At 65.5% G+C, this 17,200-nt stretch carries 18 protein-coding genes; 3 read left to right on the top strand and 15 right to left on the bottom strand.

Annotated elements, in window-relative coordinates; all coding sequences use genetic code 11:
- Positions 1 to 80: 80 nt before the first annotated feature.
- Positions 81 to 731, bottom strand: coding sequence for a protein-L-isoaspartate(D-aspartate) O-methyltransferase (locus tag ML401_RS16260; protein WP_259208506.1), 651 nt, complete (start codon positions 729 to 731; stop codon positions 81 to 83).
- Positions 732 to 747: 16 nt separating this feature from the next.
- A complete protein-coding gene (locus ML401_RS16255; RefSeq protein ID WP_259208458.1) occupies positions 748 to 906 on the bottom strand; it encodes a hypothetical protein in 159 nt (52 codons plus the stop codon).
- 54 nt (positions 907 to 960) lie between these two features.
- Between ML401_RS16255 and ML401_RS16250 the strand changes: the two genes are divergently transcribed.
- On the top strand, positions 961 to 1,332 hold the full coding sequence (locus tag ML401_RS16250; RefSeq protein WP_285812454.1) for a response regulator: 372 nt from the start codon (positions 961 to 963) through the stop codon (positions 1,330 to 1,332).
- Between the two features lie 25 nt (positions 1,333 to 1,357).
- Here the strand turns inward: ML401_RS16250 and surE are convergent, their stop codons facing one another.
- The 12 genes from surE to ML401_RS16190 form a co-directional block, all read right to left on the bottom strand.
- Positions 1,358 to 2,125: a 5'/3'-nucleotidase SurE gene (gene surE, locus ML401_RS16245; RefSeq protein WP_285812453.1), complete on the bottom strand. Its 768-nt coding sequence runs from the start codon at positions 2,123 to 2,125 to the stop codon at positions 1,358 to 1,360.
- A gap of 104 nt (positions 2,126 to 2,229) precedes the next feature.
- Positions 2,230 to 2,592: a hypothetical protein gene (locus ML401_RS16240; RefSeq protein WP_211416907.1), complete on the bottom strand. Its 363-nt coding sequence runs from the start codon at positions 2,590 to 2,592 to the stop codon at positions 2,230 to 2,232.
- Positions 2,593 to 2,711: 119 nt separating this feature from the next.
- Entirely contained in the window at positions 2,712 to 4,043 is a 1,332-nt protein-coding gene (gene serS, locus ML401_RS16235; RefSeq protein ID WP_259208436.1) for a serine--tRNA ligase, read from the bottom strand.
- Positions 4,044 to 4,181: 138 nt separating this feature from the next.
- Positions 4,182 to 5,000 (bottom strand): twin-arginine translocase subunit TatC, encoded by an 819-nt coding sequence (gene tatC, locus ML401_RS16230; RefSeq protein WP_211416905.1) that lies wholly within the window; start codon positions 4,998 to 5,000, stop codon positions 4,182 to 4,184.
- Complete coding sequence (tatB, locus tag ML401_RS16225) at positions 4,997 to 5,512, bottom strand: Sec-independent protein translocase protein TatB (protein ID WP_211416904.1); 516 nt, start codon at positions 5,510 to 5,512, stop codon at positions 4,997 to 4,999. Before tatB ends, tatC begins: the two co-directional genes overlap by 4 nt.
- A 108-nt stretch (positions 5,513 to 5,620) precedes the next feature.
- Positions 5,621 to 5,854 (bottom strand): twin-arginine translocase TatA/TatE family subunit, encoded by a 234-nt coding sequence (locus ML401_RS16220; RefSeq protein WP_018317874.1) that lies wholly within the window; start codon positions 5,852 to 5,854, stop codon positions 5,621 to 5,623.
- 164 nt (positions 5,855 to 6,018) lie between these two features.
- A complete protein-coding gene (gene scpB / locus ML401_RS16215; protein ID WP_285812452.1) occupies positions 6,019 to 6,783 on the bottom strand; it encodes an SMC-Scp complex subunit ScpB in 765 nt (254 codons plus the stop codon).
- A 21-nt stretch (positions 6,784 to 6,804) separates the two neighbouring features.
- Positions 6,805 to 7,644, bottom strand: a complete 840-nt coding sequence (locus tag ML401_RS16210; protein WP_194407977.1) for a ScpA family protein — start codon at positions 7,642 to 7,644, stop codon at positions 6,805 to 6,807.
- Positions 7,641 to 8,669 (bottom strand): beta-N-acetylhexosaminidase, encoded by a 1,029-nt coding sequence (gene nagZ, locus ML401_RS16205; RefSeq protein ID WP_285812451.1) that lies wholly within the window; start codon positions 8,667 to 8,669, stop codon positions 7,641 to 7,643. The genes ML401_RS16210 and nagZ overlap by 4 nt, the downstream gene beginning before the upstream one ends.
- Before the next feature lie 46 nt (positions 8,670 to 8,715).
- Positions 8,716 to 10,284 carry an SPOR domain-containing protein gene (locus tag ML401_RS16200; RefSeq protein ID WP_285812450.1) on the bottom strand — a complete coding sequence of 523 codons (1,569 nt, stop codon included), beginning with the start codon at positions 10,282 to 10,284 and terminating at the stop codon, positions 8,716 to 8,718.
- Between the two features lie 140 nt (positions 10,285 to 10,424).
- Positions 10,425 to 12,215, bottom strand: coding sequence for an arginine--tRNA ligase (argS, locus tag ML401_RS16195; protein WP_285812449.1), 1,791 nt, complete (start codon positions 12,213 to 12,215; stop codon positions 10,425 to 10,427).
- A gap of 9 nt (positions 12,216 to 12,224) precedes the next feature.
- On the bottom strand, positions 12,225 to 13,433 hold the full coding sequence (locus ML401_RS16190) for a deoxyguanosinetriphosphate triphosphohydrolase (RefSeq protein ID WP_285812448.1): 1,209 nt from the start codon (positions 13,431 to 13,433) through the stop codon (positions 12,225 to 12,227).
- A 130-nt stretch (positions 13,434 to 13,563) separates the two neighbouring features.
- Here ML401_RS16190 and erpA point away from each other — a divergent pair, with 130 nt between their 5' ends.
- On the top strand, positions 13,564 to 13,893 hold the full coding sequence (gene erpA / locus ML401_RS16185) for an iron-sulfur cluster insertion protein ErpA (protein ID WP_211416898.1): 330 nt from the start codon (positions 13,564 to 13,566) through the stop codon (positions 13,891 to 13,893).
- Here erpA and ML401_RS16180 read toward each other — a convergent pair.
- Positions 13,890 to 16,232, bottom strand: coding sequence for an ATP-binding protein (locus ML401_RS16180; protein WP_285812447.1), 2,343 nt, complete (start codon positions 16,230 to 16,232; stop codon positions 13,890 to 13,892). The two genes, erpA and ML401_RS16180, sit on opposite strands and share 4 nt — an antisense overlap.
- Before the next feature lie 135 nt (positions 16,233 to 16,367).
- Here ML401_RS16180 and xth point away from each other — a divergent pair, with 135 nt between their 5' ends.
- Positions 16,368 to 17,165, top strand: coding sequence for an exodeoxyribonuclease III (gene xth, locus ML401_RS16175; protein ID WP_194407972.1), 798 nt, complete (start codon positions 16,368 to 16,370; stop codon positions 17,163 to 17,165).
- The last annotated feature ends 35 nt before the right edge of the window (positions 17,166 to 17,200 follow it).

Here is a 17,200-nt window from a genome sequence, read left to right as displayed (position 1 = left end):
TGTTTTAAGTAAACACGCGCCGAGTAAATAACGGCTTAACCCTCCCAATAAGATGTTGGCGGCACAGCCGATCCGGAATTCTACAGCTCCCGCGCCACCCCGGGGAGCGCCGGCACGAAGCGGACCTCGACGAGTTCCTTGCGCTCGATACCGGCTGCGCTGCGGGTCAGGCGGACCAGGGTCTGCACGCCCTGATGCGGGCCGACCGGCGCGATCAGGATGCCGCCAACCTCCAGCCGCTCGACCAGATTCTCCGGAATCTGCTCCATCGCCGCAGTGACGATGATGCGGTCGAACGGGCCGATATTGGGCGGCAGATTGAGACCGTCCCCAAGCATCACCTCGACATTGTGGCAGCCGAGTTTTTCAAGCCTGGCGCGTGCCGTGTCCGCAAGCTTGCGATAGCGCTCGACCGTCAGGACCTGGCCGGCGAGCCGCGACAGCACGGCCGCCTGATAGCCGGAACCGGCCCCGATCTCCAGCACACGGTGCTGCTTCTGGAGCTGCAGCTGCTCGGTCATGTAGGCCACGACGAAGGGCTGGCTGATGGTCTGCCCACAGGCGATCGGCAGCGCACTGTCGCGGTAAGCGGCCTCGCGATCGACCTCGTCGACGAATTGCTCGCGCGGCACCGCCTCCATGGTTCGCAGCACCGCCTGGTCGCTGATGCCCCGACGCCTCAGCGTGAGCTGAAACATCATCTTTTCCGGCGGGTGCTGATAGGAGGTCATTGCCTGCTTATGCTGTCTAGGCGAGCCCGTTGGACATCAAGCCCCGGGCCCCAGAATCGTGTTCCTGCTCAAGGAACTCATGATAGCCTTCGAGCGCGGCATTTGACCACAAATAGGCTTGCCACGGACGAGCTGCGATGACCATTTTCAGGCCTCCATTGATCGAAACGCGCATTGCGTCAATTCGTGTTATCTGCGAACGTTTTTGGCAATGGGCAAGGACTCAACCATGACCGCGACAGGGCTTTCCGGCCGCTCTGTATTCCTCGTCGAGGACGAGGTGATGATCAGGATGATGGTCGCGGACATGCTCGAGGAGCTCGGCTACAAGGTCGCAGCCGAGGCCGGCGACATCAACGAGGCGATGCGGCTTGCCCAGGTGACCGAATTCGACATCGCCATTCTCGACGTCAACGTCAACGGCAAGGTCATCTCGCCGGTCGCCGACGTGATCAAGGCCAAGGGCTGCCCGTTCATCTTCGCCACGGGCTACGGCTCCTCCGGCCTGCCCGAGCAGTACCGCGACCGGCCGGCGCTGCAGAAGCCGTTTCAGCTCGACGCGCTCGGCAAGACCATCGAAGCCGCGCTCCGCGGCGACTAGGGAAATTTCATAGCCCGGATGGCCGTTATTTCAGCGTCGCGCTGAGCTCTTCCGAAAACGCCTCGTTGGTGCGGTCGAGCCTGAGCGGCGTGACCGAGACATAGCGCTCGCGTAGCGCGGCAAGATCGGTACCGTCTGCCGGCGTGTCCATCATCGCGGCGCGCTCGAAGCCGATCCAGAAATAGGGATTGCCCCGGCCGTCCCTGCGCTCGTCGATCCGCAGGAATCCGAGATTGCGCTTGCCCTGGCGCGTGACGCGGATGCCGAGCACATCCTCCGGCGCGCAGGACGGGAAGTTGACGTTGATGACGGTGTCCTTCGGGATACCCGCGGCAATCACCTTGCGCAGGATGTCGGGCCCGAACTTGCGCGCGGTGTCCCACGGCGGGCGCTCGCGGGTCTCGACGCTGAACTCCTGCGACAGCGCGAACGACGGCAGGCCCAGAATGGTGCCCTCCAACGCACCGGCGATGGTACCGGAATAGACCACGTCCTCGGCGACGTTGCGGCCCTTGTTGACCCCGGACAGCACGATGTCGGGCAACTTGGGCCCCAGGATATGGCGCGCGCCCATGATGACGCAGTCGGTCGGCGTGCCGCGCACGGCAAAATGCCGGGGCCCAACCTCGCGCAAGCGCAACGGATCGTTCAGCGACAGCGAGTGCGACACGCCGGACTGGTCGAGCTCGGGCGCCACCACCCAGACGTCGTCGGACAATGCTCGCGCGATCTCCTCCACGACCTTGAGGCCGGGGGCGTGGATGCCGTCGTCATTGGTGCAGAGGATGCGCATGCGAAGGGTCGATTCCAGAAAAGCGGGGTCTGAGCCGTCTTATCCGGCTGGGGCCGATCAGGCAAACCGGGCGATTGCGGTCCGGCGGCAGGTTCCCTGCCCAGTCAGCGGCGGATGCGCCATTGCGGCAGGAAGCGCGCCAGCCGGCCCTCCGCGCGCAGCTGCATCGCCGGGACGGCCGGACTGACGACGGGGGCCTCGATCACGCCAAGCGCCTCCAATTGCGCAACCAGCGGATTCGACTCCGGCGCCTGCGGAAAGCGTTCACGCGCCATCGTCAGCGCCTTGTCGAAATCAGCGGCATTCACGCCGGGCTTGGCCCGCCGAGCCTGCACGAGACGGTCGTCCCAGAGCCGCGCGATGTCGATATCGAGCACGCCGCGCAGGCGCTGATCGACGGCCTGAATGCCGGCACCGGTCACCGCCCATTGTCTGCCGACCCAGAAGATGTCGCGGTGCAAGGCCATGAACGGTGGGTTCGCGTTGCGGGGCCGGCAGGATAACCGGCCGTCCGATCTTCGCAACGCGATTCTTGCTTGACGCGTTTTCCTGACGCGAGCCGGTATCCACTTCGCTCGAAAACGCTTCAGTCGCGCCCGATCGCCTTCAGCCCGCCCATGTATGGCTGCAGCACGTCGGGGACCGCGATCGAGCCGTCCTCCTGCTGATAGGTCTCCATCACCGCGATCAACGCGCGGCCGAGCGCCGTGCCCGAGCCGTTCAGCGTGTGCACGAAGCGCGGCTTGCCGTCGGGGCCGCGCGAGCGCGCATCCATGCGGCGCGCCTGGAAGTCGCCGCACACCGAGCAGCTCGAGATCTCGCGGAACGCTCCGCCCTCGCCCTGGCCCGGCATCCAAACCTCGATGTCATAGGTTTTTTGCGACGAGAATCCCATATCCCCTGCGCAAAGCGTCATCACGCGATAATGCAGACCGAGCCTCTGCAGCACCTGCTCGGCGCAGGACAGCATCCGCTCCAGCTCGTCCTTGCTCGCTTCCGGCGTCGTGATCGAGACCAGCTCGACCTTGGTGAACTGATGCTGGCGGATCATGCCGCGCGTATCGCGCCCGGCAGCCCCGGCCTCCGCGCGGAAGCACGGCGTCAGCGCGGTCAGCCGCATCGGAAGCTGCTTCTCGTCGAGGATGGATTCGCGCGCGAGGTTGGTGAGCGACACTTCAGCGGTCGGGATGAGGCCGAGGCGCTCATTCCTCAGCCGCTCCTGGTCGGGCGCAACGAGAAGCTCGCCCTTGATCGCCCAGAATTGGTCGTCCTCGAATTTCGGCAATTGCCCTGTGCCGAACATGATCTCGTTGCGCACCAGCAGCGGCGGATTGATCTCGGTATAGCCGTGCTCGTCGACGTGCAGGTTCAGCATGAACTGGCCGAGCGCACGCTCGAGACGCGCCAGCGCCTTCTTCAGCACGACGAAGCGCGCGCCGGAGAGTTTTGCCGCCGCCTCGAAATCCATATAGCCCAGCGCCGTGCCGAGATCGTCATGCAGCTTCGGCACGAAGCTATAGTTGCGCTTGTTGCCGAACACATGGCGCTGCACGTTGCCGTGCTCGTCGACGCCGTCGGGCACTTCGTCGAGCGGGATGTTCGGGATCGCGGACAGCTCTCGGCTCAGCTCCTCGTCGGCAACTTTCGCTGCGGCTTCGAGCTGCGGCATCGTGGTCTTGAGCTCGGCGACCTCGGCCATCAGCTTGGCCGCGCGCGCCTCGTCCTTCGCTTTCTTGGCGTCGCCGATTTCCTTGGAGGCCGCATTGCGCCGCGCCTGCGCCTGCTCGGACGCCAAGATCGCCGCACGCCGCGTCTCGTCGATCGCGAGCAGCGAGGCCGACAGCGGCTTCAGACCCCGCCGGGCGAGGCCGGCGTCGAAGGCTTGCGGATTGTCGCGGATCGATTTGATGTCGTGCATGGCTGTCTTCCCGTCATGGCCGGGTTTATCCCGGCCATCCACGTCTCTGCCGCCTTAGATCAAGTCGTGGATGCCCGGGTCAAGCCCGGGCATGACGAATCAAGGGCTGAGCGGCGCGATGATAGAGCGAAAAGGGCCCTACTCCGCCGGATTGGCCGGCGTCGATACGTCGGTGCCGGTGCCGGACTGCGCAGCAGCGGCCGCCTTCTTCTCCACCATGGCTACCGCGATGATCGAGCCCTCATAGAGCGCCATCAGCGGAATCGCGAGCGAGCACTGGCTGATCACGTCGGGCGGCGTCAGCACGGCCGCGATGACGAAGGCGATGACGATGAAATAGCGCCGCTTCTCGCGCAGCATCTTCGAGGTGACGATGCCGATCCGCCCGAGCAGCGTCAGGATCACCGGAAGCTGGAAGGCAATGCCGAAGGCGAAGATCAGCGACATCATCAGCGACAGATATTCGCCGACCTTCGGCAATAGCTCGATCTTTGCGGTCTCGTCGCTGCCGAGCTGCTGCATGCCCAGCGAGAAGCGCGCCAGCATCGGGAACACGACGAAATAGACCAGCGCCGCGCCCAGCACGAAGAAGAACGGCGTCGCGACCAGGTACGGCAGGAAAGCCTGCTTCTCGTGCTTGTAGAGCCCGGGCGCCACGAACATGTAGATCTGCCCCGCCACGATCGGGAACGAGATGAAGGCCGCGCCAAACATCGCCAGCTTCAGCTGGGTCAGGAAATATTCCAGAAACGCCGTGTAAATCAGCTTGGCGTTTCCGGGATCGCCGACGGCCAGGACATAGGGCCATACCAGCACGTTGAAGATCTGCTTGGCGAAGAAGAAGCAGAAGATGAACGCGATGCCAAAGCCGAGCAGCGCCTTGATCAGCCGCGAGCGCAGCTCGATCAGATGGTCCATCAGCGGGGCTTTGCTGGCCTCGATATCGGCGTCGGTCATGACGCTTTGGCGTCCTTGATCGCTTCGGATGGCGCGGTGTCCTGCGCAACCTTGGCCTGCTCGACCTCACGGGTGATGGCCAGCGGCTCGTTCGCCGCCGCATGCGCCTCGGCTTCCATGAAGGTCGCTGGCGTCGGCGCTTCCGGAGTGGTGGGAGTGACAGGCGCTTCACTTGAAGTCGCCGGCGGTTCGACAGCCGTGGTGGTCGGCGTCTCCGCCGGCTTGTCCAGCGCATCGACGCGGAGCGCGTCGCTGACGTCCTTCTGCAGCGAAGTCAGCGGATTGAAGCCGGTGGCGGCTTCCTTGACCTCGTCAAAACTCTTCTTGAGGTCGGCCATCTCGGCCTCGCGCATCGCTTCCTGGAACTGGCCCTGGAATTCGGCGGCCATCTTGCGCGCCTTGCCCATCCACTGCCCCACCATGCGCAGCACGCCCGGCAGCTCTTTCGGGCCGATGGCGATCAGGGCCACGACCCCGATAAGGACCAGTTCACTCCACCCGATGTCGAACATGAGGTCTTCCGTTCACGCCAAGCCGCAACTCACGCGACGCCGCAACCGGCCCAATCCCTTGCGCGCAGGATCGGGGCGGCTAGCCGCCTCTCGCGTGCTTCTTTCGGCTCAGACGGCCTTGCTGCCGACGTCGGACCGCGCCGCGGTCGGTGCACCATTGTGCTCGATCGACTTGGCCGGCTCGGGCTTTTCGGCGGGCTTGTCGTCGTCCTGCATGCCCTTCTTGAACGCCTTGATGCCCTGCGCCACGTCGCCCATCAGATCCGAAATCTTGCCGCGGCCGAACAGCAGCAGGACCACTGCGATCACCAGGATCCAGTGCCAAATGCTCAGTGAACCCATCCTGCAACCCTCCAAACACGCATGGCCGGGGACCCGGCCGATCTTCACCGAAACCTAGGCTTGGCAGGCCTCAAAAACAAGGACCAAGGCAGCGCCAATTCGCTGTGGGCGCTACGCAATCTTGCTAATGTTAACTGTCGCAGGGGCTCTCGGCGGACGGTACGTCAGTCCTCGCTGCCGCCCTCGCCGCGATCCTCATGGCCGCCTTCAGGGGCCGCTTCCGCAGTCTCGGGCTCGACCGCAGGCGCCAGCGCCAGATCGAGGTCCTCGCCGGGTTCCAGCGGATCCTCGTCTTCGCGCAGTTGCGGGTCATCGGACGGCGTCGGCACGCTGAATCCGGTCGGCAGACGCGAATCCAGCAGACCCGTGCCCTTGAGCTCCTCGAGGCCCGGCAGATCGCCGAGCTGTTCCAGGGTGAATTGCGACAGGAAGTCCTCGGTGGTTCCGAAGGTCAACGGGCGGCCCGGCGTCTTGCGCCGGCCACGCGGCTTGATCCAGCCCGTCTCCAAGAGCACGTCGAGCGTACCCTTCGAGGTGACGACGCCGCGGATCTCCTCGATCTCGGCGCGCGTCACCGGCTGGTGATAGGCAATGATCGCCAGCACCTCGATCGCCGCGCGCGACAGGCGACGGGTCTCGGTGCTCTCCCGCGTCATCAGCCAGGCGAGATCGCCGGCGGTGCGGAAGGTCCATTTGTTGGCGACGCGGACGAGATTCACCCCGCGCAAGGAATAGTCGGCCTGGAGCTGCTCGAGCGCCGCCTTGACGTCGACGCCCTCGGGCATGCGCTTGGCCAGCGTTGCCGCATCCAGCGGTTCACTCGAAGCGAACAGCAGCGCTTCCAGCAGCCGCAATTCCTCGGGACGTGCCTGGGATTCGTTCTCCATCGGCTCGGCCTCTTCTACCCGCACTTCAGCCAGGCTTGCCATGGCAGATTCTCCTTCTTGCACTTAACCGACCGGCGCATCAGGCGCAGGAGCTGCGTCCGGGACCGGTTTTGGGCGCCCCTTCCGGAAATAGATGGGTGCAAACGCCTCTTTCTGGTTCAGTTCCAGCTGACCTTCGCGCACCAGTTCGAGCGCGGCGGCAAAGCTCGAGGCGAACACGGTCGCGCGCTGCGTGGGATCGGCGACGTGGCGGATCAGGAAGTCGTCGAGCACGCCCCAGTCATCCTGCTCGGTGATGCTGCCGACCAGCCGCTCCAGCGTGGCGCGCGCCTCGGCGAGCGACCACACCGTGCGCTTGGCCAGATGCACGCTGGCCAGCACGCGCGACTGGCGCTGCGAGGCATAGGCGGTGAGCAGATCGTACAGCGTCGCCGTGTATTTCGGATGCTTGATCTCGGCGATATGCTCGGGCTCGCCGCGCGCGAAGATGTCGCGCTGCAATTGGGGCCTGTTCATGAGGCGGTTGGCGGCCTCGCGAATGGCTTCGAGCCGGCGCAGGCGGTTGGCGAGCGCGGTTGCCATCTGCTCGGCGCTCGGGCCTTCCGCGCTCGGCGGCTCCGGCAGCAACAGGCGCGACTTCAGGAAGGCGAGCCACGCCGCCATCACGAGATAGTCGGCGGCAAGCTCGAGCCGGATCTTTCGGGCGGCTTCGATGAAGTGGAGATATTGGTCGGCCAACGCCAGGATCGAGATCTTGGCGAGATCGACCTTCTGCTGCCGCGCCAGCGCGAGCAGCAGGTCGAGCGGGCCCTCATAGCCCTCGACGTCCACCACCAACGCCGGCTCACCCTCGGCAAGCTCTGCGGGCCGCCCGGTCTCGAAGGATAGAATTTCTGCGGTCATGCGGATGCCGTGTTTGCCCGTGCGATCAGTGCGTCCAGTTCCGCGCGTGCGGCCGCGCGGTCGAGCGGCTGCGGCGCCTTACGGGCGGCGAGCGCGGCATTCGCCCGCTCCAGCGCCCGGCCCGACAGCTCGGGTGTCTCACCGGCCACCGCGCGCATTTCCTCGATATTGCCGTTGCAATGCAGGGCCACGTCGCAGTCGGCCGCGAAGATGGCGCGGGTCCGTTCGGCGATATTTCCCGACAGCGCGTTCATCGACACGTCATCACTCATCAACAAACCCTGGAACCCGATTGCGCCGCGAATCACGTCAGCAATCATTGTCGCAGATGTCGTCGCCGGATGGGCGGGGTCGACCGCGCTAAACACAACATGTGCAGTCATGGCCATCGGCAGGTCGGACAGCGGCTTGAATGCCGCGAAATCGGTTCGTTCCAGCTCGTTCCGCGGCGTATCGACCGTCGGCAGTTTGAAATGGGTGTCCGCAGTGGCGCGGCCATGGCCGGGAATGTGCTTGAGAACCGGTAGCACGCCGCCCTGCTCCAGCCCCTCGGTGACCGCGCGCGCGATCGCCGCAACCTTGGCCGGCTCCGTGCCGTAGGCCCGGTTCCCGATCACGGCATCGGCGCCCGGCACCGGCACGTCGGCCAGCGGCAGGCAGTCCACGGTGATGCCGAGATCGGCGAGATCGGCGGCGATCAAACGGGCCGACAGGCGCGCCGCGGTGAGCCCAAGCGCCGAATCAGTGTCGTACAGGGTCGAGAACACAGCGCCCGGCGGATAGACCGGCCAGTGCGGCGGACCGAGCCGCTGCACTCGCCCGCCTTCCTGATCGATCAGCACAGGCGCGTCGGGGGCGCCTGCCGAGCTTCGTAATTCCGCAACCAATGCAGCGACTTGAGCTGGCGAGGCGACATTGCGCTTGAAGAGGATGAAGCCCCATGGGCGCTGGTCGCGGATAAACTCCCGCTCGACGGCGGTCAGTTCCGTTCCGGAAACGCCGGTAATGAAGGCCCGCGTGCTCATAACGGCCGATTAACCCTGACCCGCGAGGGGGTCAAGGAAACCGCCGTTAATTCCTCTGGACGAAGCAGGCGGACAAGCCCGCGGACTTCAGGCTGTTGCAAGCGTGCGTCGCCTCCTCCGCCGAGGCATAGGGCCCCGCGAAGGCGCGGTAGACGACGCCCTTGCCCTTGTCGGTCAGGTCGACGCGCTTGATCACCGGCGAGCGGGAACCGAGCACGCTGCCATACTTGCTCTGAAGCACGCGGTACGACGCGGCGGCGCTGTCCTCGCTCTGCTGCGATGAGACCTGCACGATGTAGCCGCCACCGCCGCTGCTGGCGGGGGCAATCTGGGTCGGGGCGGTCGCAGCCATCCGTTGCGTCGGCTCGGCCGCCGGCGTCGATTGCGGCGCCATCGACATCGGCTGGTTGGCGCTGGCATTGGCCGAGGTCGGCGGATTGCGCGGGGCTGCCGGTGCGACGGGCGCAGCAACAGGCTTCGGCGCAGCGGCGGGCTTGGCAGCGGCCGATTGCGGCGTGGCGTTATCGGTCTGATCACCCTTCACGGCAACCGTCCTGATCGGGCGCGGCGAATTGTTCGGCAGCGTGCCGTTGCTTGCGCCCGGCGGCGGCACCGCCGACGGTGACACGCTCGCGACCGACGGCGGGTTCGCATTCTGGTTCAGCGGCGGGAACACCACGCGGGGACCGCCCGCCTTGGCGTTGACATCCACCGGCGCCTCTTCGCGCGGCACGATCTTCTCGGTGCCATCGCCGGTCACCATGCGATCCGGCACCTTGGCCGACGAATCCGTCGGCGCGGGCACGATCTTGGTCGGCGTGTTGTCGGCCTTGATGATCGGCGGCTCACCGCTGCGGGGCGAGCCGACATAGGTCTTGTAGGCGAAGGCTGCACCCGTGCCGACCACGGCAAGCGCCAGGATCGCCGCGACCGTCATCATGCCGCCGCGCTGCTTCCGGGGCTCTTCGACTTCGGCGTCGGGATAGTCGCTCTGATAGGCGTAGGGATCGTCGGGATAGGCGGGCTCGCGCTGATAGTCCTGTTCGCCGGCCTCAAGACGGCCATAGAGCGCATCGTCGTAGCGCGCGGGATCGGGCTGCTGCTGGTACGGGTCCTGATAGGCCTGCTGGTGATAGGCCTGATCCTGCGGCTGGTAAGCCTGCCCCTGATGGGCGTGATCCTGATAGGCGTGATCCTGATACGCCTGCGGCTGACGAAAGTCAGGCTCCGGCGCGGCGGGCTGAGCGGAATAGCGATGCAACGGATGGACCGGGTTCACGGAGACGGGATAATCAGGCTCCGGCGCGGGTGCCGGCTGCGGCTGCACATTGGCGCGACGCATCCATGACGGTGGCCCGGGCGGAGTCGGCTGGGCCGGCTCGGCATAGTCCTGCTGATCATCGTCCTGCCGATAGTCGTCGTCCTGATAGGACTGTGCGGGCGGAGACGCTGCGGGCGGGCGCGCGCCGGGCCGCGCCTGCGCGGCGAAAGGATCGGTCTGTCCGATCAGGCGGGCGAGCTCAGCCAAGGGATCGCTGTCCGTCCTGCCATGCTGATCGCCACCGCGACCATAGTCATCGGAAGGAAACGGTCTATCCTGATATCGTTCGGCCATCGTGATGATGCGTCCCTTCGGGAAAGCCGCGCGCCCCTCGACCAAGGCACGGCTTTCGACCCACAAGGCTTTCAACCAAGTCTAAGCGATCCGGCTTCTGCCGGTTACCCCCGAATTCCCCTTAAGTAGTTCGCCCCAAACTACCGCATCTCGTTCGGAGCATGGACGCCGAGGATGGCGAGGCCCGATGCCAGAACCGAGACGACGCCCTGGACCATGGCCAGCCGCGCCTTTGTTAGATCTGCATCATTATTGATAATGAAGCGTAAATAGGGCAAATCGCGCCCCTTCGTCCAAAGTGCATGAAATTCGCTGGCTAAATCATAGAGATAGAAGGCAATTCGGTGCGGCTCGTGGGCCGCGGCGGCGGCTTCGAGCATGCGAGGATATATTGCGAGGCGCTTGAGAAGTTCAAGCTCGACCGGGTCTGACAACCGCTCTACCGCCGACTCACTGAGCCACGCGATCCGCTTGTCCGCGTCCTCCGCCAGTTCCGGGAACACTTCGGCACGCGCGTTGCGGAAGATCGAGTGGCCGCGGGCGTGGCCGTACTGCACGTAGAACACGGGGTTGTCGCGCGACTGTTCCATGACCTTGGCGAGGTCGAAGTCGAGCACCGCGTCGTTCTTGCGATAGAGCATCATGAAGCGGACGGCGTCCTGGCCGACTTCATCCACCACTTCACGCAAGGTGACGAAGTCCCCGCTCCGCTTGGACATTTTGACCGGCTCGCCATTGCGCAGCAGCTTCACGAGCTGGACGATCTTGACGTCGAGCGAGCCCTTGCCCGACGTCGTCGCCTTCACCGCCGCCTGCATGCGCTTGATGTAGCCGCCATGGTCGGCGCCCCAGACGTCGATCATCTCCGCAAAACCACGGTCGAACTTGTTCTTGTGGTAGGCGATGTCGGAGGCGAAGTAGGTGTAGGAATTGTCCGACTTGATCAGCGGACGATCGACGTCGTCGCCATAAGCGGTCGCCTTGAACAGCAACTGTTCGCGATCTTCCCAGTCCTCGACCGGTGCGCCCTTCGGCGGCGGCAGGCGCCCTTCGTAGATGTCGCCCTTGGCCTTCAGGAAATCGATGGTCTCGGCAACCTTGTTGTTGCCGCCCTCGATCAGCGAGCGCTCCGAGAAGAATACGTCGTGGCGGATGTTGAGCGCGGCGAGATCGTCCTTGATCTCGTCCATCATCATCGCGATCGCCTTGGCGCGCACCGTCGGCAGCCACGCGGCTTCGCTCATTGCGAGGAGCTTGTCGCCGTGCTCCTTCGCAAGCACTTGTCCCACCGGCTTCAGATAATCGCCGGGATAGAGCCCTTCCGGGATAGCACCAATGTCCTCGCCGAGCGCCTCGCGATAGCGCAGGAACGCGGAGCGCGCGAGCACGTCGACCTGGGCGCCGGCGTCGTTGATGTAATATTCGCGCGTGACGTCGTGGCCACCGAACTGGAGCAGGCTGGCCAGCGCGTCGCCGAACACGGCGCCGCGGCAATGGCCGACATGCATCGGCCCGGTCGGATTGGCCGAGACGTATTCCACATTCACCTTGGAGCCCCCACGGACGCGGCCGTAATCGGCGGCCTCGCGCAGCACCGTCCGCAGCGCCTCGGCCCAAGCCGCCGGCTTCAAGGTCAGATTGATGAAGCCCGGACCGGCGACGTCGACCTTGGCGATCAGCGCATCAGCCCGCAGCCGCTCGGCGATCTGCTCGGCGAGTTCGCGCGGCTTTGCCTTCGCCTCTTTCGCCAGCACCATTGCGGCGTTGGTCGCCATGTCGCCATGGGAGGCATCGCGCGGCGGCTCGACCACCACGCGCGCGAAATCGATGCCCTCGGGCCAGTTGGCTTCCGCCGCAAGCGTGCGGCAGGCGGCATGCACGCGTGCAAGCACGTCGGCAAACAAATGCAGGGATGAGGATGTCTGGGGCATGGCCGCCGCCTAACGCAAATCCGGGGTCGAGTCAAAAAGCCGTTGGTGCTCGGTCAGGGCGAAACGGTCGGTCATTCCGGCAATGAAATTGCCGATCCGGCGAGCCCGGTCGCCCTCGTTGTCCGCTTCCGCCCCGAGCAGCCATTCCGGCGGCAGCTCGCCGGGGGATTGCAGGTATTTGGCGAACAGCTCGAACAGGATCTGCTCCGCCTCCCCCATCACCCGCATCACCCGCTTGTGGCGGTACATGTGCTGGTAGAGGAAGCGCTTGATGGCGGCCTCTTCCTCGGCGACCTCGGCCGGAAACGCGACCAGGGCCCGGCTCTGCTGGCGCACGTCCTGGGCCGATTGCGGCTTCACCGCGGCGAGGTTCTTCTGCGCCTCGGCGAACACCGCGCCGATCAGGTGCGAGATCAGCTCGCGCACCAGCTCGGCGCCGCGCCTGAGGTCTTCGAGGTCAGGGTAATGCGCCGAAGTCTCGGCGATGATCTCGGCCGTGAGCGGCATCACCTTGAGATCGTCGAGATGGAACAGGCCGGCGCGCAGGCCGTCGTCGATGTCGTGGGCGTCATAGGCGATGTCGTCGGCAATGGCGGCGACCTGCGCCTCCAGCGAGGCGAAGCTCCACAATTCGAGATCGTAGGTCCTGATGTAGTCGGCGATGCCGACGGGAATGCCGTGCTCGCGATAGCGTCCGACCGGCGCGCCGCTGCGGTCGGTCAGCGGACCGTTGTGCTTGACGATGCCCTCCAGCGACTCCCAGGTCAGGTTGAGCCCGTCGAACTCAGGATAGCGATGCTCGAGCGAGGCGACGACACGCAGCGTCTGGGCGTTGTGGTCGAAGCCACCGAACTCCTTCAGGCAGGCGTCCAGCGCCCGCTCGCCGGCATGGCCGAACGGGGGATGACCGAGATCGTGGGCGAGCGCCAGGGTTTCGGTGAGGTCCTCGTCGAGGCCAAGCTGCCGGGCCAGCGCGCGGGCGATCTGCGCCACCTCCAGCGAATGGGTCAGGCGGGTGCGGTAGTGATCGCCCTCGTGGAACACGAACACCTGGGTCTTGTACTTCAGGCGGCGGAAGGCGGTGGAATGGATCACCCGGTCGCAATCCCGCCGGAACGGGCTGCGGGTCCGGCTCGGCGGCTCCACGACCAGCCGGCCGCGGCTGCGGTCGGGATCGCAGGCATAGGGCGCGCGGGGGGCTGCCATTCCGACGGACACGACGAATTTAGTCCCTATCCATTTGATTCTGCGTATCCTTGCACTTAACTATGCCGGACGCGGGATACCAAATGAAATGGGCAAGACCCCAGTGTGACCGCGGGACGACGAGACTATTCGGAGACCAGCAATGACCACTGCCGTGACCATCAGTGACCGGGCCGCCCGCCGGATTGGGGAGATCCTCAAGGGCGAAGGCTCTGGTGCGATGCTGCGCATTTCCGTCGAAGGCGGCGGCTGCTCGGGTTTCCAGTACAAATTCGACATCGACCGCGCGCGGACCGACGACGATCTCGTGATCGAGCAGGAGAATGCGGTGGTGCTGGTCGATTCCGCCTCGCAGCCGTTCCTGGAGGGATCGCAGGTCGATTTCGTCGACGATCTGATCGGCGCCTCGTTCCGCGTCAACAATCCCAACGCCACCGCGTCCTGCGGCTGCGGGACCAGCTTCTCGGTCTAAGCGCCCGTTATCTGCCTCTCCTCGTCCGTCCACTCCACCTCGACCGGCATCAGCTCCGGCTGGAGCGGCGCGTCCTCGGACATCACGTGTCCGTCCAGTGCGCGCAGCAGGGCCGCGACCAGCGCCGGCTTGCGCAGCGGCTTGGCGAGGAAGTCCGACATGCCAGCCTCGCGGCAGATCCTGACGTCCTCGGGGAAGGCGTTGGCAGTCAGCGCGACGATGGGCAAGGTTTCGAGGCGCCCGCCCGCTGCGCGGATCGCGCGGGTGGCGGCAAGCCCGTCCATGTCGGGCATGCGCACGTCCATCAGCACGACGTCGTATTCGCCTTCGGAGGCCGCCGCGACCGCCTCGGTACCGTCGGTGACGACCCGCAGCTCGACATCGAAGGCCCCCAGCATCTTGCTCACGACCATGCGGTTGACCGCATCGTCCTCGGCGACCAGCACCTTCAGCGGCCGATCGAGGCTGGCGATGCGAGCCTTGAGCTCCTCGGCCTCGTCGCGACTGGACGCTTGGTCGGAGGCTTGCGCCTGGCTCCAGGGCAGCACCAGCGTGAAACGGAAGGTCGAGCCCTGCCCCGGCGTCGAGGTGACGCCGATAGTGCCGCCCATCTGCTCGATGATGCGCCTGGAGATCGCAAGCCCAAGCCCGGTGCCGCCGAAGCGGCGGCTGATTGAGGCATCGGCCTGCGCGAAATCGCTGAAGAGCTGGCCGAGCTTTTCGGAGGCGATACCGATGCCGCTGTCGGTCACCGCCCATTCCACGGTCGCCAGCAGGTCGCGGCGCGCCTGACAGGTTGCGGAGATCGTCACTTCGCCTTCGTCGGTGAATTTCACCGCGTTGGACGCGAGGTTGAGCAGCACCTGGCGGATGCGCGCGGCGTCGCCGCGCAGCGTCGGCGGCAAGTTCGGATCGAGCTCGACCTTGATTGCCAATCCCTTGCTCTTGCCCTTGCTGTGGGCGCTCGCGCGCGAGACGTTTGCGACCGTCTCGACCAAGGTCTGCGGAGCGAAATCGATCGCCTCGAACTGGAAGCGTCCGGCCTCGAGCTTGGAGAGGTCGAGGATGTCGTTGAGGATGCGCTGGAGATTGTCGCCGGATTCGCGGATCGTGGTAACCGCTTCGCGCTGCTCCGGATCGAGCCTGGTCTCGAGCAGCATGCTGGCAAGCCCGAGCACGCCGTTCATGGGCGTGCGGATCTCGTGGCTCATCACGGCGAGGAAGTCGGACTTGGCGCGGCTCTCGGCCTCGGCCTTTTCCGCGCGCCAGCGCTCGGTCACGTCGCGCCCGAAGCCGCGATAGCCGAGGAAATGTCCCTCGCGGTCATAGGCGGGCTTGGCCGTCAGCGACCACAGCCGCGCCTCGCCGCCGGCGACGACCTTGAGGTTCATCTCGTGCAGCGGCTCGTTCTGCTCCATCAGGCCGACGACGTTGTAGGCCGCGCTCTTGTCCTCGGGGCAGAGCATGTCGAGCACGTCGGCGAAATGCGATCCCTTCAGCAGCGGAAGCGGCAGCTGCGCGACGGCGGCGAAGCGCTCGGGCACGTCGACCAGATGGCCTTCGGCATCGGTCTGCCACAGCCAGTCGCTAGCGTTCTCCTGAAAGTCCTTCAGCAGCAGCGAGATGATCTCGGTCTGCCGCTCCAGCTCGAGCTGGGCCTTGAGATTGCCGAGGAACAGATTGCCCTGCGAGACGATGTTGCGCGCCATGAAAAATGCGAACAGCAGCAGGAACACCGCCGTCACCAGATAGGGCCCGGTGCCGCAGAGCAGCAGCGCCCCGGCGCAGGCGACCGTCATGGTGGCGAGATAGACGAGGCCGGCACGCGGGAACGTCGAGAGCGTGAAGGCGCCGCCCGACATCATGCCGACCATCAGGCAGGCCAGGATCAGCTGGCTGGTCGGCTCGATGCGGCTGAACAGGGCGAGCGGCAGCGCGCCCCAGATCGCGGCGAGGAACACCGCCTGCCGCAGCATCTGCCGCGCGGCGCGGGGCGAGGCCTCCTGCGGCGGGTTCTGATGCGACCTCCGCCACGAGCGCACCGCGAGCGAAGCGGTGGTGGCGAGCGTCAGGCCCCAGATCGCGAGGAAGTCGTTCCAGCCGTGGCCCCAGAACAGGATCAGCACGATGGCGACATTCAGCATCGTCACCGCCATCGTCACCGGGATCAGCTGGGTCACGGCGTCGATCTGCTTGGCGCGGATGCGGCGGATCTCGCGCTCGCTGAGACCGGCGGTCAGGCCGTCCTCGATCTCGAAGCCGCCGAGCCAATACAGGAACGCACCGATCAAGCCGTCACGCGGCTCAGTTCGCTTCATCGACTTGTCCGGCAATCCCATCCGAGGAACCTTTTGACGATCAATGGCCTGAGGCCTGCTTAAGCCGGGTTAATTTTGTGGGAGATTTTGCGGCATCCTTGACGGGCGCGTTTGCAGTTTGTTCTAACCATGGCCCTTGGTCCGGAGCCTGCCGACATGCCCATCAGAGTAGCCACCTGGAACGTGAACTCGGTCCGGCAGCGGATCGACCTGCTGCTGACCTGGCTGAAGGAGTGCCAGCCGGACATCGTCTGCCTCCAGGAGATCAAATGCGTCGACGAGGCCTTTCCGCGGCTGGAGATCGAGGCACTCGGCTACAACGTGGTCACGCACGGGCAGAAGACCTTCAACGGCGTCGCCCTGCTCTCCAAGCTACGCTTCGACGAGACCAAGTCGGGCCTCGCCGGCGACGACGAGGACGCCCATGCCCGCTTCCTCGAGGGCGTGGTGACGCTGAAGCGAGGGGTGCTGCGCATCGCCTGCCTCTACCTGCCCAACGGCAATCCGGTCGGGACCGAGAAATATCCCTACAAACTCAAATGGATGTCCCGGCTTCTTGATTATTCGAAGGAGCGCCTCAAGACCGAGGAGCCGCTGATCCTGGCAGGCGACTTCAACGTCATCCCGCATGCCCGCGACGTGCACAATCCGGCCGCCTGGACCGAGGACGCGCTGTTCAAGCCCGAGACGCGGGAGAGCTTCCAGTCCCTGCTCGGCCTCGGCCTGACCGATGCCTTGCGGGCCGTCACCGACGAGGGCGGGCTGTACACTTTCTGGGACTACCAGGCCGGCGCCTGGCAGAAGAACCAGGGGCTGCGGATCGACCATCTGCTGCTGTCGCCGCAGGCCAGCGACAAGCTCGCCAATGTCGGGATCGACAGCTATGTGCGCGGCTGGGAGAAGCCGTCGGACCACGTGCCGGTGTGGGCGGATCTCGATCTGGAGGCTGCCTAGCCTGCGCTGAACTGGTGGGCACGCTGCGCTCTGCC

It is taken from the genome of Bradyrhizobium sp. 62B, from assembly GCF_030272265.2.
Classification (GTDB): domain Bacteria; phylum Pseudomonadota; class Alphaproteobacteria; order Rhizobiales; family Xanthobacteraceae; genus Bradyrhizobium.
The sequence above is the reverse complement of the archived record's forward strand: the minus strand, read 5'-3'. Positions and strand labels throughout refer to the sequence as shown.